Origin of the sequence: Bacillus sp. B15-48 (genome assembly GCF_016879755.1) — a bacterium.
Taxonomy (GTDB): Bacteria; Bacillota; Bacilli; order Bacillales; family Cytobacillaceae; genus Mesobacillus_B.
Map to the genome: position 1 here is coordinate 492,742 of NZ_WOFU01000001.1, position 23,273 is coordinate 516,014.

Here is a 23,273-nt window from a genome sequence, read left to right on the forward strand (position 1 = left end):
GTGAACCAATGTTAACTACACGTTTAATATAACATATATAAAACGGTTGCAAAACACTTTTTTTGAAAATTCCTAACAAAAAATTAAAGATTAAATATTCATAATATTCATTCCGTTCGTTAGCAAAAATATAGATGCTAATTTTTAGCAAAAAAAAGAACAAGGCTTATTTCAGCCTAGTTCATCTCTAATAGTCAGTCATCTTTTGCTTCTGTAATATAACATCCTCACACACTCAGAAAATGAGATCCTTCACCCTTTTAAATGACTCTTACATTACAGAGCTTTCTCCTTATTTCCACATTCTAATTTTACCTTGGCTAACCTCTTTCGATCTTGTATTTGCGGGATGATTAACAGCAGGATAATCGTTAAAACAACGCCAATGACTCCAAAATGATCCATAACAAGAATAAATCCAGGAATAACAGTAACCCAGTCAAAGGTAGCCATTACTCCACCCACAATCCCGGAAATAGAATATGTGAAGGCTCCTAAACTTACTTGGAGGAAGCCTGACGCAAAAGGCAACAGCATGGCCGCACGGAATCCCCCAAAATGGTTTGCATATACGGCAATCCCAGCATTGTCGAAGAACATTGGGATAAAACCTAGAATTAAGAAGACTGGAGAGTTCGTCACAAGCAAGAGAATGACACCGACCACCTGTCCAACTGCACCTGCCGTAAAACCTAGTAAAATCGCATTTGGATGTCCGAATCCATAGATGGCTGCAATATCAACTGCTGATGCAGAATTAGGAAGGATCTTACTAGAAATTCCTTTGAACGAATTTACTAGCTCAGTAATGAACATTTGTACCCCAGTAAGGATAATTGTTAAAAAAACGGCAAATTTAGCTGTAGTCATATAAATAAACAGCGGAAACGCTAAGGTCGTTTCAAAGTAATCCGATCCGATGAGTGCCATAACCGTTCCAAAGAAAATCGTCATTAAGATGGTTGATGCAACAACATTATCATTAAACATTTCCAACCATTTTGGAAATTTTAAATGATCCACTGATTTTTCCTTATTGCCGACTTTTGGTGCAATTTTACTTGTTAGCCATAAACCTAACATTTGATTGTGACCAATTGCGAAGTTGCCCCCGTCAGTCACTTCATTCGTGATGTCTATTGTTAGATTCGTGAAGACAGCCCAGTAGGTTCCAATTAAAAGGCCAGTTAACACAACCGTAAGTGTATCTGGGGCTTCTAAAAAAGTATAAGCCATAAAGAGAAGGAGCGTACTATGAATAAACATGACATGCCCTGTTACCTGAAGGGTTCTTAACTTCGTATACTTTGAAAAGGCAACGAGAAGGGTATTCCAGGCGAAGCCGATTACTAAGGTGTATCCAACTAAGGCTACCATATCCCCAAGCCCTTCATTTGCTGCAGCTAGGGCAACATATGGATCCATGATTGCTCCATCCATTTGATATTTTTCTTTAAATGAATCTAGAATCGGTCTAAATGTAGAGGTTAAGCCTCCTGTCCCAGCCTGTAAAATCATGAAACCTATGGACGCTTTAATAAACCCTGTGATTGCAGTAGATAGTCCACTCCCCAATAGTATGTAACCTACGAAAACGATAATTCCCATCAAGAAAGGAGCTTGTCCTAAAATTTGATTAATCAAGATATCAACAAATGTTTCCATTTTTATCACTCCTTTCGGCAATTTAAAGGAGATATACCTTTAAGAAACATAGAGAGGCGTGAAAAAAAGTCACAGCCTCCCTCAATTTCAATATTCTTTTTCAAATCCAAATCATTGGTCTAACAAGCTTAGTAATTTTTTAGCACAACCTTTATCAATAATAATTACATTAAAGTAACTACCTTTAATCGCCGCTAATAATGGCTTTGCTTTGACAGCTGAAGCGACGATTCCAATCGACGATTCAGCCTTTTGTAAATTAGCCAGTGGAATCGAAAGGATTCTTTCATTAAAAGGCGATATTTCATTTCCATTTTCATCAATTGGATGAGCAAGCAAATGACCAACTGCTCCTAGCTGAACTAACTGTTCTTTTTCCTCTATGCCTAAATAACCTGTTCTTTGAATACTGCTTTCTTCTTCTTCAAAAGAACCAACCGCACTAAGATATATATTCGCAGATTCAGCTTTCGTTAATAATTCTTGGATGGCTACTTGTTTCTTTAACTCCTTAACGGTTTCACTATTACTTAAGACTGCAGGTGCGTGGATATATTGATAAGAACAGGATAATTTCTTCGCTACTTTAAAAGCTAGTTCCTGACCATCAATTTCCGGATTCCCACCACCAAGGCCGCCGACAATTTGAATGACGGACCCATCTGGAGCAGATACATTCATAAGTGTATCGACAAACGCTTTAATCGTTCTCCCCCAGGAAATGCCCACGATTGAATCTGATTTTAAAATAGATGAAAAGTAAAGAGCTGCAACTTCAGCAACTTTCTTTAAAGTGAAATCCTCATCCATGTCTTCAACGTCAGCAACCAATACGTCTTTAAGATTAAGCTTTTTACGTAATGTTTCCGATAAATCGGAATCAAGGGAAACAGGAGTATTTACTTTAATCTCAACAATTCCTTGTTTCTTTGCTTCTTCCAGCAATCGTGAAACAGTTGGTCTAGAAACCCCCATAATCCCTGAAATCTTTTGTTGCGTTAGATTCCTCAAGTAATACAGTTCTACCGCCCGAACAATCTGGGCATATTTTTGGTCCATATTAATGATACTCCTTATATTAAACTTTTTTGTATTCGTAAGTATCATTATATATTTTCTAGCCTTCTTTTACGACAACTTGTAACAAAGCTTTCATATTCGTGTCGAAACATCACAAAGATTAGTTGCTACTCTTCCCCAATGACCTCATCAGCAATATTTACTGCATGGTCGCCAATTCGCTCTAAATTACTGATAATATCAACGTAAACAATTCCTGCTGTTCCTGTACATTCGCCTTGATTTAAACGAGTGATATGTTTTTTACGAAGTTCTCGTTCCATTCTATCAATACGAATTTCCTTCTCCAGCACCGCTTTCGCTTCATCTACATTGTCGGTATTTAACGCATGAATCGCTTGCCTAATTGTGGCAATCGTTAAGTCAAACATTTCATCCAAATCGGCATTTGCTGATTCGGAAAACTCCACTTTCATCGAAATTTTTTGATCAACCAACTCCATAATATTTTCCATATGGTCACCAATCCGTTCTAAATCACGGATTGTATTCATGAGCGCTGTATGGAGTTTCGAATCACTACCAGATAACGAATGTGAAGAAACTTGCACTAAGTAGTCAGTTATTTTTCGATCAAGATTATTAATTGCGTCTTCAAACTGCGGAATCATTTCTCCATGTTTCTTTTTATGCGTTTTCAAATAAAGGCTTGTTTCCTCTAAGCCTTTTTCCACTAATTCAGCCATTCTTAACACTTCTTTTTTCCCTTGCCCTAGTGCAATCGATGGAGACTGACGAATAAACTCTTCATTTAAATGAACGGCTTTATATTCGATGGCTGAATCTTCACCAGGGATCAGTTTCGTCACAATCAACGCCAAAACAGCGATGAATGGAAACTGAAGAATCGTATTCGACACATTAAAAATCCCATGTGCAAACGCGATCGTCATTTCAGGATTCAGTTTTAAGGTACCACTTAACATTTCAATTAAATACGTAAACGGCCGCAGGAGAATGAGAACAATGATTGTGCCGATGAGATTAAAAATAACATGAGTGGCCGCAGCTCTTTTCGCCGCGACTGAAGCGCCAATTGCAGCGATCACCGCCGTGATGGTTGTCCCAATATTATCCCCGAAAAGAACAGGCAATGCAGCGTCCAAAGTCATTGCTCCCTGTGCAAATAACGTTTGTAATAGCCCAATCGCCGCCGATGAACTTTGCACAGCGACCGTAAAAATCGTCCCGATGACCACACCTAAAATCGGGTTATCACTCATGCTGACCGTCAAATCAGTAAAGGCTTGGACTTCTCTAATTGGCTTTAACCCGGTCCCCATTACATCTAAACCGTAAAATAGCGCACCGAAACCGAAGAGCACCTGGCCCCAATTATTGATTTTCTTATTTTTGAAAAAGAAAATAAGAAACGTTCCTACAGCAATAATCGGCAATGCGTATTTTGAAATTTTAATCCCAATGATAAATGCTGTAGCCGTTGTTCCGATATTTGCTCCAAGAATGACCCCAATCGCTTGTTTGAGATTCATAAATCCTGCATTTACTAACCCAATTGTTAATACAGTCGTTCCTGTACTCGTTTGTAATAGGATTGTGACGACGATTCCAGAAAGGACCCCCATCAGCGGGTTCGTCGTGAATCGGTCAAGGAGGTCGCGAAGTCCATCTCCAGCCACTTTTTGAAGGCCATCCCCTAAATATTTGATTCCAAATAAGAAAATCCCTAATCCTCCGAAAAACATAAAAAATAATGTTTGTACATCCATCCATTCTTCATCCTTTCTTGATCTCCCACTTCACAGTTCCCAGCACAAACTTTCTCACAATGAGTTAACTTAGTTTGTCTCATTTTAAGTTTTGTAAATGAATGTAAAAACATACAGAATAAGTAGCACATTCTGGGCGAAATTAAAGAGGTCAGTAGAAATGTTGAAGTATGGGTGGTTGATGATGCTGGAAGTTTGTGAACTCGATGAAAAAGTTGCATTATTGACGGTTCATACTGTCGGTAATTAACGAACTCCACGTAAAAGTTGCAGGATAAACGTTTCATATTACAGAAAACCCTCGGACTCCACGCAAAAAACGCAGCATAAATGGTTCCAACTAATCCAAGTTGTATTCGTTTAATTATTCGTTAAATAGATGACACCATCACTTCTTCTTACTTGAAAAGTTAAATCATCTTCGACATTGAGTACAGAAGCTAAATTTACTTCCGGATTTTCACTTGTAAAATAGATTCCGTATCCATTATTTTCAGGGTAGCCATATAAATAACAAACTACTTTTCCCTCGTTTAAAAAAACGATTTGGTTCATTCCTTCACTCACTGTTTCTCTAATATTATCCCATTTATAACCAACTGTTTCATATACTCTATCTTTTGGTGTATATGGATCAAAGGAGTATACGACGTCCCATTCAAACGGGGTTATATTTGCTAAATTTACCGTTTCAACGGATTGCCTAATCGACAATACTTCTTGTTTCAACAATTCTGAGTTAACATCCCACAAATCTTTCTTTAATAGATTCAATAAAACAACGATAGATAGTGCAGCGATTGCGATTATCGCTAAATTTCTTTTTGATTTCATATCTAAAATTCCCCCGTTGGTTGTTAAACTCTTCTGACCTTCCTCCGTTTGAGAGTGATCATCGAAATTCTTTAATGCTGTGTGTGTAGTAATAGGAATGTTCAGTTGGTATTATAATTGCTTCATACTTTTTATCTATCGAAAATGATTCCATTTTCGCTTCAAATATATAATAACCTTTTTTATCCTATTTAAATACTTACATATTTCTCGAAAAACTCAGCTAGCTTATCTTTCTCCCTCTATTAAAAGTTTGTTAATAATTTATTCATAACTTCTAAGTAAAATGAAATCAATCAAATGCCCCATTATAATTAGGAGGATAAACGGATGAATCCATTTAATGAACAAACGAATAGTACAATAGAGGAACGAAAAAAACAGAGAAAGTCGAGAGTTAAAGGATTTATGACGACTTTAGCAGGCGGAGTTATTGGTTCTGTTCTCACTTTAACAGTTGTACCTTATACGGATTACTTCGAAATGTTCAATGGAAAGAATGGACAACAGGAAATAGAAAATGTAGAAAATAGCAATCATTCCTTGGGTGCTATAACGACGCAGCCAACCTCGACCAATGCCGCAGCTTCTCCTATTTCAATAGCTGATATGATAGCTGAAGCTTCAAAATCGATTGTTGGTATTGTAAATAAGCAAACACAAACCTTTAATCAGGGATATTTCAATCCCAGCGTTAGAAGTAACGAGACAATTGAAAGCGGGTCTGGGACGGGAGTTATCTTTAAAATCGATGGAGATCATGCCTTTATTGTCACGAATAATCATGTAATTGAAGGAGCACAAGAAATTGAGGTGACTGTACATGGGGGTGAGAAGACGACCGCCGAGTTAATTGGTGCCGATTCTTTGACCGATCTTGCCGTTTTAAAGATTAATGGAAAATATGCTACGGACACGTTAGAGTTTGGGGATTCGAGTACATTACGAGCTGGTGATACGGTACTCGCAATAGGAAATCCACTTGGACTTGACCTTTCCAATACCGTCACTCAAGGAATTGTAAGCGCGGTAGATCGTACAATTGGCGTTTCAACATCAGCAGGAAATTGGGACTTAAATGTCATTCAAACAGATGCGGCTATTAATCCTGGAAATAGTGGAGGTGCTTTAGTTAACACTTCCGGACAATTAATAGGAATTAATAGTTTGAAAATTGCAGAAGAAGGGATAGAAGGATTAGGTTTTGCCATTCCAAGTAATGACCTTGTGCCGATTATTAATGAAATAATTGAAAAAGGGAAAGTAGAAAGACCCTATATCGGGGTAGGGTTAGCGGACCTTACACAAATTCAACAAGGTTATCTTCAACATCTTCCCGAAGAAGTAACAGGAGGGGCTATCGTGACTAATATCGACCCCAATTCAGCAGCAGCCAAAGCAGGACTTCAAGTACAAGACGTGATTACATCGATAAATGGACAATCGATACGAAGTTCAAATGATTTAAGAAAATATTTATACACAGAACTTGAAGTAGGAGATAAAGCAAGTTTAGAGGTATACCGTGGCAATGAAAAACTAAAAATTGATTTAATATTAACGAGCAGCAATCGATCTAATTAACTTAAAAAAACCGCTTAATCTATTTTGGTAAGTACCTAAAAATACCACTTAACCGGACACTAACTGGTACGGTTAAGTGGTATTTTTGTTTCTCACTTTTTAGCTATTAATAGTGACTATTTATGATAAGTGAACTTTTACAAAGGTCACAATGAGGACATTAACTAAATAGAAGAAATCGATTCTTTTTTATCTGCAATCGATAGACTCCCTTTTGATAGCTTCACAGTCACGTCGGATACTTTTGCAATTGAAGGGTCATGGGTGACCACTATTACGCATTTACCTTCTTCATGGGCTAAGTCTTGGAATAAACGGACAATCTCTTTTGCCGTTTCCTCATCAAGATTTCCTGTTGGCTCATCCGCAACAATTAAATCACTTTCACAGCATAATGCCCGCGCAATAGAGACACGTTGCTGCTGGCCTCCACTCAAAGTTAAAACCTTTTGATAGGCTTGTTTTTCTGTAATCCCAACCTTTTGAAGCATTTGCAAAGCAAATTCTTTTTTGTTTTTATGACTTGAGCTAGTAATTTCCATGGCTGTCACAACGTTTTGTAAAGCAGTCATATAAGGAAGGAGGTTAAAGGATTGAAATACAATCGTGACATATTTATTACGGAATTTCGTTAAGCCAATTTTTCGAATATCTTGTCCTTCATAAAGAACACTCCCCTCTTTTGGGACTTCAAGTGCGCTTGCTAAGGCAAGGAACGTCGTTTTTCCTGATCCAGAAGGACCAATAACGGTGTAAAACTTTCCTTTTTCAAATTTTATATTGACGCTTTTTAAGACGTCCTGTTTTTTATTTTGTTGATTATACCAGTAACTAATTTTATTAAATTCTAGTAAAGTGTTCATAGTTACACTCCTTTTATTTTATTTCGTGATCCTTTAAACAGACACTGAAGAACGATTTGCTCTTTAGTAAAAGTTATTAAAATTTTAATCTTGTTTCGTCAAAATCGTTTTCGGCTGTAAGCGAAGGACAGAAAGTGACGGTATTAAAGTGGAAATAATTGCAATGAGTATTCCGATGATAAACAGCATTCCTAAGTCATTGGCTGTTATTTGCACATTTAACTCATCAATCATATCCAATTGTGCTTGAGAATTTTGTGGACCAAACCCTCCTGTCCCCCTTGCTCCAAAACGATCTCTTCCAAACGATTCTGGAGTATTATTTATTTCAGCAGATGCAATCTCTTGTTCTAATAACTGTTGCCCGATTTGATCAGCAACAACGTTTCCACTAACCGTTGCAACTCCTATAGAAAGAATGGCAATCATTAAGATTTCAGCAATAAATTGTCCGATTAGTTTCCATCTTTTTTCACCAATCGCTAGGAGTACACCCATTTCATATTTTCGTTCACGTATCGACATCATCACAATTAAACCTAAGATAATCGCTCCAGCTATGGATACAAGATAGACGACATTTTTAGAGAAAGAGGCAACATTTTCAATAGGACCGACCATTTGCTGGTACAATTGATCATCTGTATTCAAAGTAAAAACATTAAAATCAATGCTGCTTTCATTCTTGGCTTGTTCGACAAAACTCTCCATATGTGCAGGGTCGTCAATATAATAGATAGCACTATCGATTGTTCCTACATAGTCATCACCTTTTAATGCTGCTGACAGAGTGTACGGAACATACAATTTGTTATAAGGAATTAACGCGGTAAAATTTAATCCTTGTTCAGAACCCGCAGAAGAAGTTTCATAGATTCCGACAATTTCAAGTGTTTGGATTAAGGATTCATCAATTGGATTTGTAACAGTTATACGGTCTCCAACGTTTAAACGATTACTTTCTGCTAAAGTTTGTTCGATGACGGTTACATTTGTATTGATATCCTCGATGGTCAAATGTCGTCCATCTATAATACTAGAAGTGCCATCCATAAATTCACTGACAGAGTCTGTAAAAGCAACCCCTTGGATACTGACATCTCCTAGATTCATTCCACCCCGCGGCACCGCTCCTGCGGGTTGCTGCATCACGCTTGGTGTTTCGATACTCTTGGAAGTGGATTCACTTTCAATTGGGCGAAAATCGGATGCTAATCCATTTGTAGAAGAATAAAAATTATAGCCTTTTATTTGTTCGTAAGTTGTAAGTTCTTCGGCCGAAGCAACATTTATCGGGGGTGCTTGGAAACGGAGGCGTTCCCCTTCTTCTGGTTGCCCTTGCTGCATTTGTGTTTGCATCGCTTCCCTCATTTTCTCCATATCCACTTGAAGAGTCACATTTGCCCCAAGCTTTTGACGTGCGAGCTCACTCGACTTATCAGCTGCTGTATGAATTGTTAATCCCGTTAAAACTAAAATACAAATCGCTGAAAAAAACAAAAATTTGTAATAAGCTCTTTCCTTTACGAGCTTTTATGCTTAACCAAGAACGTTTTAAAAAATTCATGTAAAATTCTCCTTATTCCTTATTGTTTTATCGGTTGGTAGGTACTAAAAATCGCAGTTCACAAAAACAAGATTATCTAGTAAATATGAAAAAATTATGACCAAACTCGTTCGTAAATAGGAACAAATAGGTAAGAATTAGAAGAAGGTTGCACAATCTTGAAATTCGTTTTAAGTTAAAATTAATAAGGTCACAATGAAATGAATCCTCTAGGGAGTTGGAGTTAAATGAAGATTTTAGTGATAGAAGATAATGAAAGTGTTTCCTCCATGTTAGAAATGTTTTTTGCAAAAGAAGAGATATCTGGAGAATTTGTTAGTGATGGATTGGAAGGTTATCAACGCAGTAAAACAGCAGAGTGGGATGTAATTATTATAGACTGGATGCTCCCAAGTATGGACGGCATGACCATTTGCCGAAAAATTCGAGAAGAAAAAAATACCGTGCCAATTATCATGTTAACAGCCAAAGACAGTGAATCAGATCAAGTATTAGGACTTGAAATGGGTGCGGATGATTATGTAACGAAGCCCTTTAGTCCGCTAGCCTTAATGGCAAGAATTAAAGCTGTTACACGCCGTTATCAAGTAACCATTGAGGGGACAGCGGATCGTACAGTGATAAAAACAGAGCATTTTGAGATTAATAAAAATACACGCGAAGTTTCTCTTTATGGCCAATTAATTAAGAATTTAACCCCAAAAGAATTTGATCTTCTTTATTATTTTGCACAGCATCCGAAACAAGTATTTTCTAGAGAGCAATTATTGGAACACGTTTGGGGTTACAATTTTTATGGTGATGAACGTACGGTGGATGTTCATATTAAAAGACTGAGAAAGAAAGTCGGTACCTCTAATCAGCCTTTCTTTCATACGGTCTGGGGAGTCGGGTATAAGTTTGATGAGGTTTTGGTAGAACATGAAATTTAAATATATTTATCAACAAATTTGCAGTCACATTAGTATCATTATTGTGGCATTTATCGTTTTAAGTTTACTCTTTTCTCACTATGTCGAAACATTAGTTTATACCAATAAGGCAGAAGAATTAACTGAGTATGGTGAAAATATCATTCAAGATTTAGAAATGAGGATCATAGATAGAGAAGTTTTATCCGATTATAGTCATGTACTTTCAGGAAGAGAAATTAAGTATATGATTTTTAATGAACACAGAAGAATTGTTTATCCGACCGGTGGACGTATTATTTTAAAAGATGAAGAATTGAATAAAATCAAGGCAGGTCAGATCGTAACCGTAAAACAAGAAAGGAACCGATTTGATCAAACAGTCACTTTTGTGTTACTTCCATATATAAAAAATGGTACATTTTTAGGCGGAATTTTATTGACGTCTCCAATAAGCGGTTCAAGAGAAATGATCTCACAAATTAATCAATATCTATGGTATGCGGGAATGATTGCAATGGTTGTCGCCTTGTTAATGAGCTGGCTATTGTCAAAAATACATGTGAATCGCATAAAAAGGCTTCAAAAAGCAACTTCACTCGTTGCAGCCGGAGATTATACAGTAAGATTGCCCTCTTCGAACTTCGATGAAATTGGTGAACTTGGTGAAGACTTTAATGAAATGGTAGAAAAGCTTCATCAATCAAATGAAGAAATTGAGAGTCTTGAAAATCGGCGCCGCCAATTTATGGCGGATGTTTCCCATGAATTACGCACTCCATTAACGACGATTAATGGAGTCATTCAAGGAATGAAGAATAATATGATTCACGAAGGAGAAAAAGAGAAAGGAATGCAATTGGTCAGTAAAGAAACCAATCGATTAATTCGCCTCGTAAATGAAAATCTTGATTATGAAAAAATACGCTCCAATCAAGTGAAATTAATGAAAACGGATATTGAACTTGTTGAAGTATTAGAAATCATTAAAGATCAATTAGAAGTTTTGGCAGATGAGAAAAATACTGCGATTCTTGTAGAAGTTGAAGAAAATGTAATCGTCTATGGAGATTATGATCGACTTGTACAAATTTTGATTAACATTACAAAAAATAGTATACAATTCACGGAAAATGGGACGATTACTTTAAGAGGGATAGCAGGATACAAGGAAACGATTATTGAAATTGAAGATACAGGGATTGGGATCAAGCCTGAAGAAATCCAAAATATTTGGCGCCGTTTTTATAAGGCAGATATTTCTAGAACATCAAACCCGTATGGAGAATTCGGCCTCGGTCTTTCGATTGTAAAAAAACTCGTTCAGCTTCATGATGGAGAAATTAATGTATTAAGCAAAAAGGAAAAAGGCACAAAATTTGTAATCCGTTTTCCAATCAAACACAGACAAGATTGATAACATTTACAAAAACAGCCCTATGGAGTTTTCCAAAGGGCTGTTTTTGACTTTAAAAGAACGATGAAAAGTTACATTCATACTATCGTTTTAACTTATTAATAATTACGGATGAAGAAATGAAAACGTATTTTGAAGAAAATAAAGAACTCTACAAGGAGCCTGAACAAGTAGAGGCTAGTCATATTTTAGTAGAAGATGAGGCGGCCGCAAGCGAAGTAAAAGAAAAACTTAATACAGGTGAAGACTTTGTAGAGCTTGCAATGGAGTATTCTACAGATACTTCCAATGCTGAAAACGGCGGGGAACTTGGTCTTTTCTCAAAGGGCACGATGGTAGAGGAATTTGAAAATGCAGCATTCTCAATGAACAAAGGCGAGATCAGTGACCCTGTAAAAACAGACTATGGCTACCATATTATAAAAGTAATGGATAAAAAAGAAGCGAAAGAAGCCGCATTTGAGGAATATAAAGAAGAAATAGAGCAAATCTTGTTTGAACAAAAAATTTCAATCGCGTATAGCACTTGGATTACGGACCAAAGAGAAAAACTAAAAATTGAGAACACGTTAGACGAAACATAAAACCTTAAATCATATCTGCATAAGTATGTGGGTACACCTAAAAGCTCCGTTTTAAAATGAGCATTTTGTATCCAAAAAATGAGGATTGTTTCGCGCGTCCCTCGATTCGACAAATTCTGAGAGGCAGCTACGACGTGACACTTGTCGTTCCCTATGGTATTATGTTTAAAACTTCATAATTTTCTAAATGGGTGCTATGCCGCAGTTTTCGGCAAGCTTAATAGGGAAGTTGGTGAAAATCCGACACGGTTCCCGCCACTGTAAATCTGAGCAACCTACATAATGTCACTGCTTTTATAAAGTGAAACTTCAATCAGTGGGGGTTTTCTTCATCCCCCACTGATTGTTAGTTGAACCAATCGGGCGTTTACTGGCTGTTGATCCCCCACTTACAATTCTTATTACTTTCGAATTCTTGAAGTGGGAATCTTACAGCCAGTTAACCTGCGATAAAAATAAAGGCGGGAAGGCGTAGGTTGTGGTGAAGATGAGTCAGGAGACCTGCCTGTTTTAAAAGCACAAATGAACCTACGGGATATAGGAGTGGTGTTTACGAAAAAGCTATGTAAATATTAACCATAGAATCTTTTAAAAGTAAGCATTTAAACTCGACCGGGTTTAAATGCTTTTTTATTTCCAAAGAACTCGGAGGGATGGAAAATGTCAATTTTACAAGATTTACAGAATCGTAGAGCCATTCGTGACTATGATGGACGCGACGTGGAAGCTGAAAAAATCAACAAACTACTTGAAGCCGCCACTTTGGCACCAAACGATCGGATGAGGGAGCCGTGGACGTTCTATGTTATCAAGGGGGAAGCAAAACGCAAATACAATCATTTAGCAGAGGAATATTTACAAGAAAGATTTCCGACAAAGCCTCATTTAGTCGAAAGTTCTTTAAAAGTTGTACACAATACGCCCGTTCAGATCATCGTAACAAGTGATGTGATTCCCGACGATGAGGAGGCGACAAAGGATAATGAGTTTGCTGTCTGCTGCGCCATTCATTCGATGTGGCTCGCAGCCTCTGAATTAGGATTAGGGTTTGTCTGGCGGACTCGAGGAATTGGGCTTGTTCATGACGAACGGCTTCACCAGTTCATTGGATCTCCAGAACATAAAAAAGTAGTTGGGAACCTATTCATTGGCTACCCAGACCCTGAATTGATGAAGAAACTAAAAGTAAAGACCCGAACGAGTTTCCAAGAAAAAACCATTTGGTTGGGGGACAAGTAAATGGCAAACACTTCAAAAGCAAAATCAAAAGGGCTTGTGCTCGTCTTTACTGGTGATGGAAAAGGGAAAACGACTGCTTCTCTCGGCCTTGCTGTCAGAGCGGTTGGCCGTGGCAAGCGCGTTTTGGTCATTCAATTCATTAAAAATCCGCAGCGTACATATGGAGAGAAAATCATTTTCGATAAATTAGGAATTGAAATGTATCAAACAGGCGTCGGGTTTACGTGGACAAAAACACCTGAAGAACATCGTGAAGCTCTTCAAAAGGCATGGTCGTTTACGAAGGAAAAAGTACAATCGGGCAATTACGATATGGTCATTTTAGATGAATTAAATAATGCTTTAGCGATTGACCGTTTTCCGATTGACGATGTTTTGCCATTACATGAAGTGCTCGAGCTGATTCAGCAACGACCGCAATCGATGCATTTAGTCATTACTGGTCGAGCAGCCAAACAGGAAATTATCGACGCTTCTGATCTTGTCAGCGAGATTAAAGCAACGAAGCATTATTATGATGAAGGGATTCCTGCTGTTTTGGGCGTTGAATTTTAATATTTGTATCGAGTACTTGGATTGAGTTCGTTTTACATGCTGTTTTATTACTAGTACTTGGATAAAGTTCGTTTTACATGCTGTTTTATTACTAGTACTTGGATAAAGTTCGTTTTACATGCTGTTTTATTACTAGTACTTGGATAAAACGAATTTTTCGCAGATTTTTAATTCGAGTACTAGCAATAAAACTTGGATATAATGCTAGTACTCGGATTAAATTGGGTAATTTTAGAAAATATAATCTTAGTACTTGGATTAAATAGATGTTTTAACTCGATTTAATCCTACCACTAGGAATATATATACCTAGTACTCGGAATATAAAGTCAATTACCAGCATTATCTTTTTAAAAACTATTTTTATTCCAAGTACTAGTGATAACCAAGAGCACGCACTTGAACGAAGCACTAATTTAAACTTGTCCTCTCTTATTAAAAAAACCTCATTTCAGAGAAATGAGGTTTTTTATATTCATTCAGGAACTACCGCGGCAGCCACTCACCAAATCTTTTCATGCTTACATTTTGGGTATACTCATCTGCTTCTTTCATCGTTTGGACAATTTTCGGGAGATCAAGCCCGTCCACGATTGCTTCAATGATTTCGACGCCTTCTTTGGCATACCGTTCACGCTCTTCTGCCGTTTTCAATAGTGGCGTGTACAGATGGTCGGAAGCTTGATCGAAATAGTAGCCAAATGCCCCAGATTGGAAGGCCAATTTGCCAAGCGAACTTGCTGGATGCTCCACATTTGCTTTCATTACTTTTTCCAAATCATAACTTACCGAGTTCGACTCTGGCACATTAAGCGGCACATCTTCCAAACGGTCCAATACCTCGTAGGCACCAATACAAAGCTCATTAAACTTCTCCAAAAAATTAAACGGCAGGTTCGGAACTGTATCAATCGCCTTAATTAAATCCATATAAAGAACTGGAGCTTTTGTGCGATCAAAGAAATCGCGGACCATGGCACTAACCGTTAAATAAGCTGGACCATGAAGCGTCACATACACTTGGCGTCTAAAGCCTTGATTTAACAATGACTGAGCAATTCGGTCTAAATACTCGGCTCCATCTCTAATGCTCATCTGCACAGTCCCTCTGCCTGTTGGCGTTGCACCGGCAAAGAAATATGGTAGATTGTGAAGCACCAATCCATCCGTCGCTTCCGCCATTTTTAACGCAAATGCTTCTGCTGCGACTGTTTCGGAATCAAGCGGCAATGCCCCGTGTGTTTCCGTCACGCCAACTGGCACGAAAATGAGATCATTTCTATTTAAATACTCTTCTACTTCCCCGTTCGTTAATTTTGATAAAAATCTTGTACGCATAGTAAAATATCTCCTCCGATTGTTAGTCTGATTGATTCTAAAATAAGTTTTAAAATTATGCAGCTCTTCTTTGTTCTAACGTCTTATACATTTCATTTAAACGATCACTATTTAAGTTAAAAATGAACAACAACCCGATTAACATTAAGGCAAAAGCAAGAATTGGCAAACCGTTATACATCCGCAAAACACCTTCCGCCACTTGCGGTGATTGTGATTCCGCACCAGAAACAAAACCGACCCAACCAAGCGCATAACTACCTAATGCTGAGCCCACTCCCATCCCGACTTTTCGGGAGAAGGAATAAATCGAGAAAAGTGTTCCGTCATATCTTTTACCTGTTTGCAGTTCTGTGTAATCTAAGCAATCGGTTACAAGTGCCCAAACGATCATAACAAAAACCATATTTGCAATCGTTGCGATATTATAAAGAGCAATAAATAAATAAACATTTTCAATAAGGAAAATCGTCAATAAAGTCGAGCCAACAATACCAAAGGACGCTGTTACGATAATTAAATTACGCTTCCCGACCTTTTCAACCAATTTCGGTACAAAGACGAATAATACGAGTGTGACCCCAATTTGAACGAAAGCGTTGATGGCAAATGCACCAGGATTGCCATAATATTCAGCAAAGACAATCGCCGCAAGTTGAGTGACTCCGTTAATCATGATTAAAGAACCAACAGATGCGACCATCATTCCGATTAATTGTCTATTTTTGAACGTAGCCACTAACGCATCTTTAAACTTATAATCTACTTTTTCACCAGCAGGTTGATCGTCACGAATTCGCTCCGTTGATAGACGAACAAGACCTGTATAAGCTAGAAGCGAACAAATACTAAAGACAATCGCAACTTTAAAGAACGCGTCTGGAATGATATTGCCAGCGCTATCATAAATAAACATCGGAACAAGGGATAGAGCGCCAATCCCGACAATCACTCCACCAATCGCTCGGGCACGTGATAGTTTTGTCCGTTCAATTGGATCTTGCGTAATAACCGCAGCGAGTGAACCGTATGGAATCGAATCTGCTGTGTAAGCAATTCCATAAAATAGGTAAACAACAACTACCCATACATGTACCGCCGTTGATCCCCAACTAGAGACATCCGCAAACGCTAACAATACAGCGGCTGCTAAAAACCATTTTGCTATACTAATATAAGGTAAAAACTTATCCCCAGTTTTGCCAATCTTCCAGCGGTCGGGAATACTCCCCATCATTACATCTGTAAATGCATCAAATATCCGGGCAACTAAAAACAAAGTTCCCATAAAGTATGGGCTTACACCTAAAACATACGTCGTAAAGAGTAAGAAGAAACTCCCGATATAAAGATTGACGAAACTACCACCAATGTCACCTAATGCATAACCAACCTGATCTTTGACACCAAATTTTCTTTGTTGCATTTCTTTTTCCCCCTTTCGATTCCACTCGATTTATCATGGCTAGCCATGTGAATATGTGTTAAATCGCTTTCATATAGAGGGTAAAAAATGGTAGTTTATTCAGTAAACAAACTAATCATTTTATCTGCTTTTATGAAAGCGATTTATTTTTGTATCTTTATCTTACTGTAACTGCTTACATCACTTTTGCACTAAACTTACATGTTTTTTATACTAAACTTGCATCTTGCTATTCAAGTGTTAATCTTTATCAAGGGACCCAAATATTGGGGTTTGTACGATATCAATTACTTTTTCCATGCTTCTTTTTAAACTCTTTCGGAGTCATTCCTACTTCTTCTTTGAATATTTTAGAAAAGTACTGTGAGTTTTTAAAACCTACCATTACGGCGACGTCTGTCATCGAAAGTTTCGAATAGATAAGAAGTTCTTTCGCTTCTTCCACCCTTCTTTGGTTGCGATAATGGCTCAGCTTAATGCCCATTTCTTTTTTAAAACTGCGCATAAGATGCGTCGGATGAACATGGAGTTGTTGGGCAATCTCTTCAATCGTTACTTCTTCTGCGAAGTTCATTTTAATATAAAGAATCGCTTTATCAACGATTGTCGAATGACTGACTTGATTCGAGCGGATTGACGGATCACCGTATTCATCAATCATATTCACATGAATCGTATGAAGTTGCGACAGATTGTCAGTATGCTCAATCATAATCGAATATTTTTCCGATAGATAATGAGATTGTTCCGGAGATAGCCCTCCTTTTTCTGCACTATAGCTGTACAAAGTATTATGAGAAAGCAGGAAATTTTTATAGGAGCGAAGCATGTTGCCGGGGACTCGTTTAAAAATATTTAGCGTGTCTTTTTGTGGATAATTCAAAATTTCTTCCTTATACTTTTTCAAACTCTGTGCATCACATGTTTGAATCGAGTTAAGAAGAGCTTCTCGCATTTTATGAAGTTCTGCAATGTTTTCACTTCCTGGCTTTTTCTTATCCATATGCGACTCCTCTTTATTTTTCTGAAATAAAAAAACTCGAATGATTCAGGTAAATAATAATTAAAAACGGACAATGAAGCAAGCACCTATTTCTTCCTTAATATTACTCTTTTATAGGAACAAAGATAACTTATTCGGATTGGCTGGCGATTTGATGTTCAGTATGAAAAGCCAAACTTAGGTAACGCTACAAGCGAGGTGATTGATGTGTTTCGTAAAACACTCCTTTTAGTATTCCTTTCGGTCATTGTTTTTAACGGGGCAATTGTAAGTGCTGAAAATGATAAAATGGTTGAGCTTTTTGATATTGAAAAGAACGAGAGAATTGATACGACACCAACAAATTCGAATGTGCAATTAGAGGCTGAAAAAATCATTAAAGCAATTGATGATGTTTATAAAAAGTTCAAGCCGATTCCAGACAAAGGTTATATCATTAAAATCCCTTTAGAACCACCCTATCAGTTAGAAAACCAATGGATTCATGCGGTCATTGATGAAGTAGTCATTCTAATTCCAGAAGAGGGAGAACCGTATCTACTTCTCTTCGATGATGAAAATACTCCTTGTTTTTTTACTATTAACACTAAAATTGCGTCTTTATTAGAAATTCTAGATTTTTCTCTTTAATTAGCCGATATAATTACTTCACACTTTTTTGGGGGTGATTCTGTCGGGATGGATGAGCGGCGCTTTCGGACAACTTCACGATTGGTGGCGGCGATTCTGTCCGAATGAGCACCACTTCCAAACAACTCCAACGAGCGAAACCAGATGTTTCAAGGCGCAGGCTTTCCCCATCTCACACATCCCCTGATTTATCAGTGCCCGATGTCGTACCAGCGGCATCTTCCCGATCTTCATACTTAGACCAGTTTACCGTATGCTCTAAAACAATCGAAATGAGAATTCCCATTAGTAACCCATTGCTAATTAGTGGGCGAACTGTATGCGGAAATGAGTTAAATACTTCAGCTGGCAAGTTCATGATTGCTAAACCTAAAAGAACAGGCACAGCAATGCGAAAGTTTGTCTTTGCATTAAAGTGGATTCCTTCTAAATTCCGCATTGCTGAGCGAAACAGCGGAAAATACGCCACGAGTAAAACCGCACAACCCACACTAATCGGCAGCGTCGAAAATAAGGCGCTAAATAAAGGAACAAACCCTAATAGCATAAAAAAGAACCCACCTAAAATGATCGCTGACCTTTCTAAAATTTTCGTTGATTGTAAAAAGCCAAATAAAATACCACAGCACGAATGACTGTGGTAGATCCCAAATGACATACTTTTCTTTTTAAAAAGGGAGATACGTTTTACTATTAATAAACGTTTCTCCTTTTTCCTCTAATAGATTTTTTCAGTGACCTCCCGGCCGGGAAACTCCTTTTTCTTTGTAGATAAAAAAATTAGTTTCTTGTTTCATCAATCGCATTTAAGATATCGCTATATTTAGAACGATACTTATCGATGACGGATTTAACTGCTTCTTGCCATGGAGTGATATCTTCTACTTCTGTAACTGTAATTACATCTTTGACTTGTGCTTCTGCATCGGCTTCAAATTGAGCCCATGCTTCACGTTGAGTTTTCACTGATTCAACAGCAGCTTCTTTAATAATCTTTTGATCCTCGGCACTTAATTTATCCCATGTGATTTTGCTAATTACAATAACATCTGGTACACGCTGGTGACCGTCAAGAATGAAGTGTTCTGCCGCTTCATAGTGATTGTTTGAAACGTAGCTTGGATAGTTGTTTTCAGCTCCATCAATCACACCAGTAGAAAGTGCACTATATACTTCTCCAAATGCCATAGGCGTCGCGCTTGCACCTAGTGCCTCCATCAAAGCAATGTTGACTTCACTTGGTTGAACGCGTATTTTTTTACCTTTTAGGTCTTCCACTTTTGTAATTGGCTTGGTTGAATAGAAATTACGTGAACCTGCATCGTAATAAGCTAATCCTACCATCCCGTTAGATTCAAGGCTTTGAAGCAATTCTTCTGCTTTCTCACTTTCCAAGAATCTCCATAAATGCTCGCTATCATCAAATAAGAACGGAAGATTGAACACTCCAAAGTCACTGTTAAACTCTGCCAATGCTCCACCGGTACTTACACGGTTCAGGTCAATGGTACCCAACTGAAGCTGCTCATTGACTTCTTTATCGTTCCCTAATTGAGCATTCGGATAGATATCAATTGTGATACGTCCGTCTGTTTTTTCTTCAACAATTTCAGCAAATTTTTTCCCACCGGTTACCGTTGGATAACTTTCTGGTTGATTATCTCCCATACGTAGAACAATAGGCTCAATCTCACTCTCATTTTCCCCGCTTGTATTCTCAGTAGTTGAAGATCCTCCACAAGCCGCTAGAACCAAACTCGCTGAAACAACTGTACCTAACAATGCTGATAGTGTTTTTTTAGTTAGTTTCATTTATCAACACCCCTTTTTTATATTTGTAATCAAATTATAATGAACCATGAACCAATCATTGTTTTCCCTTTTGGAAGGTCATATATTAATAACCTCCTAGTGCAATGGCTTTCTCACAAATATATCCGGAATTTCCATCTTTCCTCGATTAGTGAACAAATAATTAGAGGGCCAATCTTTAGAATAGGTGATTATTTGGTTTTCTGTATCTCCCACAATGAAAGTATCTTCTGCTTTAAAACCCTTTAACGACGGATTCCAGGCATAAGCCTGACCTGCGTTAATGATAAGGTTCGTATCAAAATCCACTCGTACTTCTCGCGGGTTATATCCAATAACTCCACCTTGATGATGTTGTTTCCATTCCGCGGGATATCCTAAGGTCTTATAGGCTTCCAGTAATTTCCTAAAAACAATCCCCAGATTTTGCCCCGGTCTAGTTTCTTCGAAAAGCAAGGCATACAATTCCATGGTGGAATCACGTAGAGACAGCATTTCTTGCGATGGCTCTGAAAACGTAATGTATCTTGTAAGACCTACGCATTGTCCGTTTCTCCTTCCACCTATAACAAGCATAGCCTCTCGTTCAATCGTCTTTGCGGTAGGCAGCGGATGTCGATATCGTTGAATTCTTTCGTCCGCTGCAACTAATAAAATATTAGGTTCGAAGTCTCTCTCATAACACTGTTTCGCCATTATAGAAACTGCGGTTTTCTCTGACATTCCCCTGTTAATCTGTAAACAAGAGGCGTCCATTGCAGATGCGGCATCACCTCCTAAATCTTTTAATCGACATCCTTCTTCCTCTGTAAGATTTATTCTAAGAGGCAATAATTCCTGTTCAACTTCTATGTCCTTAAGATATTGACCATCTGTTAACTCATTGATAAAATCTTGTTTTTTGAGGGAATCAAACCAAGGATACTCCCTTACAGCCAAACCAACGTTCGGAAATTCTTCCTCCAGCATTCTCCGTGTTTCAATGTTGTTTGAAAGTAAATACACTGCATTATCATTAATCAAAAGATCCACAACCGCTTTCACAGAAGCCAAGCCAACAAACGTTCTTCCTCCCAGTAACCAAGCGAAATTGTTTTGATTTTCTATTAATAACCCGTTTTTCTTTTTACTCTTATACAACCTTCTTAATTGGTTTATTTTTTGCTCAAAAAGCTCTTTCATGTTTTATTAGTCCTTGTATTATTTTTTTGACATAGATTTTAAATAATCTAATGTTTCTTTGCAAGCGCTAGTCGGGGCCATAATATATCCCGGCCCCAACTCAGCAGAAACAAACCCGTCATAGTTGTCTTCATAAAGAGCTTCGAATAAAGCCGCTAAATTCACATTCCCTTTTCCCGGTATGAGATGAGCATCAAAATCTCCAAAATTATCGTCGATATGAATATGCAGAGGAACTCCTTTACATAATTTCATAATTTCATTAAAATCCTCTCCATTCAGGTGCGCATGCCCTGAATCTAGAAGAATACCAAAACGATCCGATTGTAGAACATCCAACATCCGCATACCATCTTCTACTGTTAAAATTAAATTAGTTTCAAATTGGTGTGCGGGTTCAATTAACAATTGAATCTCTTTCCCATCCGCATACTCATCGATTTCTTTCAAACTTTTAACCAACTGATCCCAACCTTTGTTTTTGTCCTGATCAAACAAAACCATTCCTGGACAGAGACTAACAGAAGGGGAACCTACTTTAATGGCATTATCGATTGCTATCTGGATATATTCCACACTTTGTTTCCGCACCATCTCATTTTCAGAACAAAGAATGGACGGGTAACGAAACTGGGCAGGAATAAAGTTACACACTTTCATGTCCAATTCCTTTAACAAGGAAACCAATTCATCCATTTGTTCATCAAAATCATGCATAAACATATGAGGTCTTCCTCCCCAAATTTCAATGCCTTGATACCCTAGTTCATGTAAGTCCCGAATGGCGTACTGAAGCGAGTAGTTAAAATAAACAGCAGAACTTTGCGCAAACTTCATTCCAATCACCTCTATTTATTATTCGAATTTTTCCCCGAAAATTTCTTGAATCTGTAAATCCATAAAATTTCGATCTCCAGGTTTTTTCGATACCATACAGTAAATGTAAGATAGTTTCCCTCCAGGACAACCGACATTTGGATGATACCCTCGCGGAACGGAAACAAGGTCCCCATCTCTAACCAACGCTACTTCCAATGGATTTCCCATATCTTCATAGACACATTGAATTCCAAATGCATTTCCCATATTAAAATAAACGTAAACTTCTTCGCGTTTATCTCCATGTTCATGTGGCGGCCATGCGGTCCATCCGCCGACATCGCTTTCACACATGCCTACTAAAAAACGGGAAGACGGAAAATCAGCAGTGATAATATCCCACACGTGACGTTCACAATTGGTTTCTTTTTTTCCATACACATGGTGTTGTTTCGGGTTTTTATCGACATCATCAAACTGAATATGTGCAAATTCACTCCTCATATCTGAAGGGGCCCCATACCGAATGATGACCGCTTTTTCTTCAGAAGACAGGTGTACCTCGCTTTGTGGAGGCAAATATATAACGTCTTTAAACCCGGCAGTCCCATTAGTTTCCCCACATTGATAGTGAACTTCACCCTGGATAACCACAAAACACAGTTCTTCTTTAACGGATTCGATGGTTTTCTTATTTGAAACTTCAATTCTTTGGACGGATGTATACTCAAGTCCCATTTGTACCGGTTGGATGATTTCCAATTGTTCATGCTCATTGTAATAATATTTCAATTCCCCTCACCCCTCGAAGTCTTTATGTACCTAAAAATAGGAACTTCCTTCTTCCTCCGATAATATATGCACACGTTTGCATAACTCCCCCTATACTTTTATTTTTTTAAAAAAGAAGACAATAATATAAATATATTCTATAACAACCTTTGTGTAAGCGTCTACATTTTTTCATTCTATTTGCCTAATTTCTCAATAGAATTGTTATACACCTATGTAACGTGCACACGTTTGCAATTGTT

At 37.8% G+C, this 23,273-nt stretch carries 20 protein-coding genes, 1 pseudogene and 1 riboswitch; of the genes and pseudogenes, 7 read left to right on the forward strand and 14 right to left on the reverse strand.

The features are described from left to right. Positions 1-276 precede the first annotated feature (276 nt). From GNT69_RS02305 to GNT69_RS02320, 4 genes are all read right to left on the reverse strand, one after another. On the reverse strand, positions 277-1,665 hold the full coding sequence (locus GNT69_RS02305) for a PTS ascorbate transporter subunit IIC (RefSeq protein WP_203553325.1): 1,389 nt from the start codon (positions 1,663-1,665) through the stop codon (positions 277-279). A gap of 111 nt (positions 1,666-1,776) precedes the next feature. After that, complete coding sequence (locus GNT69_RS02310; RefSeq protein WP_203553326.1) at positions 1,777-2,724, reverse strand: sugar-binding transcriptional regulator; 948 nt, start codon at positions 2,722-2,724, stop codon at positions 1,777-1,779. A 128-nt stretch (positions 2,725-2,852) separates the two neighbouring features. Beyond that, the gene (locus GNT69_RS02315; RefSeq protein ID WP_203553327.1) at positions 2,853-4,475 is read right to left on the reverse strand and encodes a Na/Pi cotransporter family protein; all 1,623 of its coding nucleotides are present in this window, start codon (positions 4,473-4,475) and stop codon (positions 2,853-2,855) included. 360 nt (positions 4,476-4,835) lie between these two features. Next, the gene (locus GNT69_RS02320) at positions 4,836-5,309 is read right to left on the reverse strand and encodes a hypothetical protein (protein WP_203553328.1); all 474 of its coding nucleotides are present in this window, start codon (positions 5,307-5,309) and stop codon (positions 4,836-4,838) included. Positions 5,310-5,639: 330 nt separating this feature from the next. Here GNT69_RS02320 and GNT69_RS02325 point away from each other — a divergent pair, with 330 nt between their 5' ends. Then, on the forward strand, positions 5,640-6,893 hold the full coding sequence (locus GNT69_RS02325) for a S1C family serine protease (protein ID WP_203553329.1): 1,254 nt from the start codon (positions 5,640-5,642) through the stop codon (positions 6,891-6,893). 164 nt (positions 6,894-7,057) lie between these two features. Here the strand turns inward: GNT69_RS02325 and GNT69_RS02330 are convergent, their stop codons facing one another. Further along, on the reverse strand, positions 7,058-7,756 hold the full coding sequence (locus GNT69_RS02330) for an ABC transporter ATP-binding protein (protein WP_203553330.1): 699 nt from the start codon (positions 7,754-7,756) through the stop codon (positions 7,058-7,060). Positions 7,757-7,840: 84 nt separating this feature from the next. Next, positions 7,841-9,323, reverse strand: a pseudogene (locus GNT69_RS02335) (ABC transporter permease). 227 nt (positions 9,324-9,550) lie between these two features. Here GNT69_RS02335 and GNT69_RS02340 point away from each other — a divergent pair. From GNT69_RS02340 to cobO, 5 genes are all read left to right on the forward strand, one after another. Continuing rightward, the gene (locus GNT69_RS02340) at positions 9,551-10,255 is read left to right on the forward strand and encodes a response regulator transcription factor (RefSeq protein ID WP_203553331.1); all 705 of its coding nucleotides are present in this window, start codon (positions 9,551-9,553) and stop codon (positions 10,253-10,255) included. Then, positions 10,245-11,651, forward strand: coding sequence for a sensor histidine kinase (locus tag GNT69_RS02345; protein WP_203553332.1), 1,407 nt, complete (start codon positions 10,245-10,247; stop codon positions 11,649-11,651). The genes GNT69_RS02340 and GNT69_RS02345 overlap by 11 nt, the downstream gene beginning before the upstream one ends. Positions 11,652-11,755: 104 nt before the next feature. Further along, positions 11,756-12,235, forward strand: a complete 480-nt coding sequence (locus GNT69_RS02350) for a peptidylprolyl isomerase (protein ID WP_343206460.1) — start codon at positions 11,756-11,758, stop codon at positions 12,233-12,235. A gap of 172 nt (positions 12,236-12,407) precedes the next feature. Next, a riboswitch (cobalamin riboswitch) is annotated at positions 12,408-12,758 on the forward strand. Positions 12,759-12,895: 137 nt separating this feature from the next. Beyond that, on the forward strand, positions 12,896-13,474 hold the full coding sequence (locus GNT69_RS02355) for a nitroreductase family protein (RefSeq protein WP_203553334.1): 579 nt from the start codon (positions 12,896-12,898) through the stop codon (positions 13,472-13,474). After that, complete coding sequence (gene cobO, locus GNT69_RS02360) at positions 13,475-14,029, forward strand: cob(I)yrinic acid a,c-diamide adenosyltransferase (RefSeq protein WP_203553335.1); 555 nt, start codon at positions 13,475-13,477, stop codon at positions 14,027-14,029. Between the two features lie 486 nt (positions 14,030-14,515). Here the strand turns inward: cobO and GNT69_RS02365 are convergent, their stop codons facing one another. The 3 genes from GNT69_RS02365 to GNT69_RS02375 all read right to left on the reverse strand — a co-directional run bounded on the left by GNT69_RS02365 (position 14,516) and on the right by GNT69_RS02375 (position 17,796). After that, complete coding sequence (locus tag GNT69_RS02365) at positions 14,516-15,367, reverse strand: creatininase family protein (RefSeq protein ID WP_203553336.1); 852 nt, start codon at positions 15,365-15,367, stop codon at positions 14,516-14,518. Positions 15,368-15,422: 55 nt separating this feature from the next. After that, positions 15,423-16,793: an MFS transporter gene (locus GNT69_RS02370; protein WP_203553337.1), complete on the reverse strand. Its 1,371-nt coding sequence runs from the start codon at positions 16,791-16,793 to the stop codon at positions 15,423-15,425. 283 nt (positions 16,794-17,076) lie between these two features. Continuing rightward, positions 17,077-17,796: an AraC family transcriptional regulator gene (locus GNT69_RS02375; protein ID WP_203553338.1), complete on the reverse strand. Its 720-nt coding sequence runs from the start codon at positions 17,794-17,796 to the stop codon at positions 17,077-17,079. A 207-nt stretch (positions 17,797-18,003) separates the two neighbouring features. Here GNT69_RS02375 and GNT69_RS02380 point away from each other — a divergent pair, with 207 nt between their 5' ends. After that, entirely contained in the window at positions 18,004-18,426 is a 423-nt protein-coding gene (locus tag GNT69_RS02380; protein WP_203553339.1) for a hypothetical protein, read from the forward strand. Between the two features lie 172 nt (positions 18,427-18,598). Here the strand turns inward: GNT69_RS02380 and GNT69_RS02385 are convergent, their stop codons facing one another. From GNT69_RS02385 to GNT69_RS02405, 5 genes are all read right to left on the reverse strand, one after another. Beyond that, complete coding sequence (locus tag GNT69_RS02385; RefSeq protein ID WP_203553340.1) at positions 18,599-19,084, reverse strand: purine/pyrimidine permease; 486 nt, start codon at positions 19,082-19,084, stop codon at positions 18,599-18,601. A gap of 122 nt (positions 19,085-19,206) precedes the next feature. Further along, positions 19,207-20,238 (reverse strand): TRAP transporter substrate-binding protein, encoded by a 1,032-nt coding sequence (locus tag GNT69_RS02390; RefSeq protein WP_203553341.1) that lies wholly within the window; start codon positions 20,236-20,238, stop codon positions 19,207-19,209. A gap of 96 nt (positions 20,239-20,334) precedes the next feature. Continuing rightward, positions 20,335-21,420: a M24 family metallopeptidase gene (locus tag GNT69_RS02395; protein ID WP_203553342.1), complete on the reverse strand. Its 1,086-nt coding sequence runs from the start codon at positions 21,418-21,420 to the stop codon at positions 20,335-20,337. Positions 21,421-21,438: 18 nt separating this feature from the next. After that, a complete protein-coding gene (locus GNT69_RS02400) occupies positions 21,439-22,257 on the reverse strand; it encodes a sugar phosphate isomerase/epimerase family protein (RefSeq protein ID WP_203553343.1) in 819 nt (272 codons plus the stop codon). A gap of 18 nt (positions 22,258-22,275) precedes the next feature. Then, a complete protein-coding gene (locus GNT69_RS02405) occupies positions 22,276-23,031 on the reverse strand; it encodes a 5-deoxy-glucuronate isomerase (RefSeq protein WP_203553344.1) in 756 nt (251 codons plus the stop codon). Positions 23,032-23,273 lie beyond the last annotated feature (242 nt).

Coding starts and splice junctions, on each gene's coding strand:
- GNT69_RS02305 (WP_203553325.1), bottom strand. CDS start 1,665: ATGGAAACATTTGTTGATATCTTGATTAATCAAATTTTAGGACAAGCT.
- GNT69_RS02310 (WP_203553326.1), bottom strand. CDS start 2,724: ATGGACCAAAAATATGCCCAGATTGTTCGGGCGGTAGAACTGTATTAC.
- GNT69_RS02315 (WP_203553327.1), bottom strand. CDS start 4,475: ATGGATGTACAAACATTATTTTTTATGTTTTTCGGAGGATTAGGGATT.
- GNT69_RS02320 (WP_203553328.1), bottom strand. CDS start 5,309: ATGAAATCAAAAAGAAATTTAGCGATAATCGCAATCGCTGCACTATCT.
- GNT69_RS02325 (WP_203553329.1), top strand. CDS start 5,640: ATGAATCCATTTAATGAACAAACGAATAGTACAATAGAGGAACGAAAA.
- GNT69_RS02330 (WP_203553330.1), bottom strand. CDS start 7,756: ATGAACACTTTACTAGAATTTAATAAAATTAGTTACTGGTATAATCAA.
- GNT69_RS02340 (WP_203553331.1), top strand. CDS start 9,551: ATGAAGATTTTAGTGATAGAAGATAATGAAAGTGTTTCCTCCATGTTA.
- GNT69_RS02345 (WP_203553332.1), top strand. CDS start 10,245: ATGAAATTTAAATATATTTATCAACAAATTTGCAGTCACATTAGTATC.
- GNT69_RS02355 (WP_203553334.1), top strand. CDS start 12,896: ATGTCAATTTTACAAGATTTACAGAATCGTAGAGCCATTCGTGACTAT.
- cobO (WP_203553335.1), top strand. CDS start 13,475: ATGGCAAACACTTCAAAAGCAAAATCAAAAGGGCTTGTGCTCGTCTTT.
- GNT69_RS02365 (WP_203553336.1), bottom strand. CDS start 15,367: ATGCGTACAAGATTTTTATCAAAATTAACGAACGGGGAAGTAGAAGAG.
- GNT69_RS02370 (WP_203553337.1), bottom strand. CDS start 16,793: ATGCAACAAAGAAAATTTGGTGTCAAAGATCAGGTTGGTTATGCATTA.
- GNT69_RS02375 (WP_203553338.1), bottom strand. CDS start 17,796: ATGGATAAGAAAAAGCCAGGAAGTGAAAACATTGCAGAACTTCATAAA.
- GNT69_RS02385 (WP_203553340.1), bottom strand. CDS start 19,084: ATGTCATTTGGGATCTACCACAGTCATTCGTGCTGTGGTATTTTATTT.
- GNT69_RS02390 (WP_203553341.1), bottom strand. CDS start 20,238: ATGAAACTAACTAAAAAAACACTATCAGCATTGTTAGGTACAGTTGTT.
- GNT69_RS02395 (WP_203553342.1), bottom strand. CDS start 21,420: ATGAAAGAGCTTTTTGAGCAAAAAATAAACCAATTAAGAAGGTTGTAT.
- GNT69_RS02400 (WP_203553343.1), bottom strand. CDS start 22,257: ATGAAGTTTGCGCAAAGTTCTGCTGTTTATTTTAACTACTCGCTTCAG.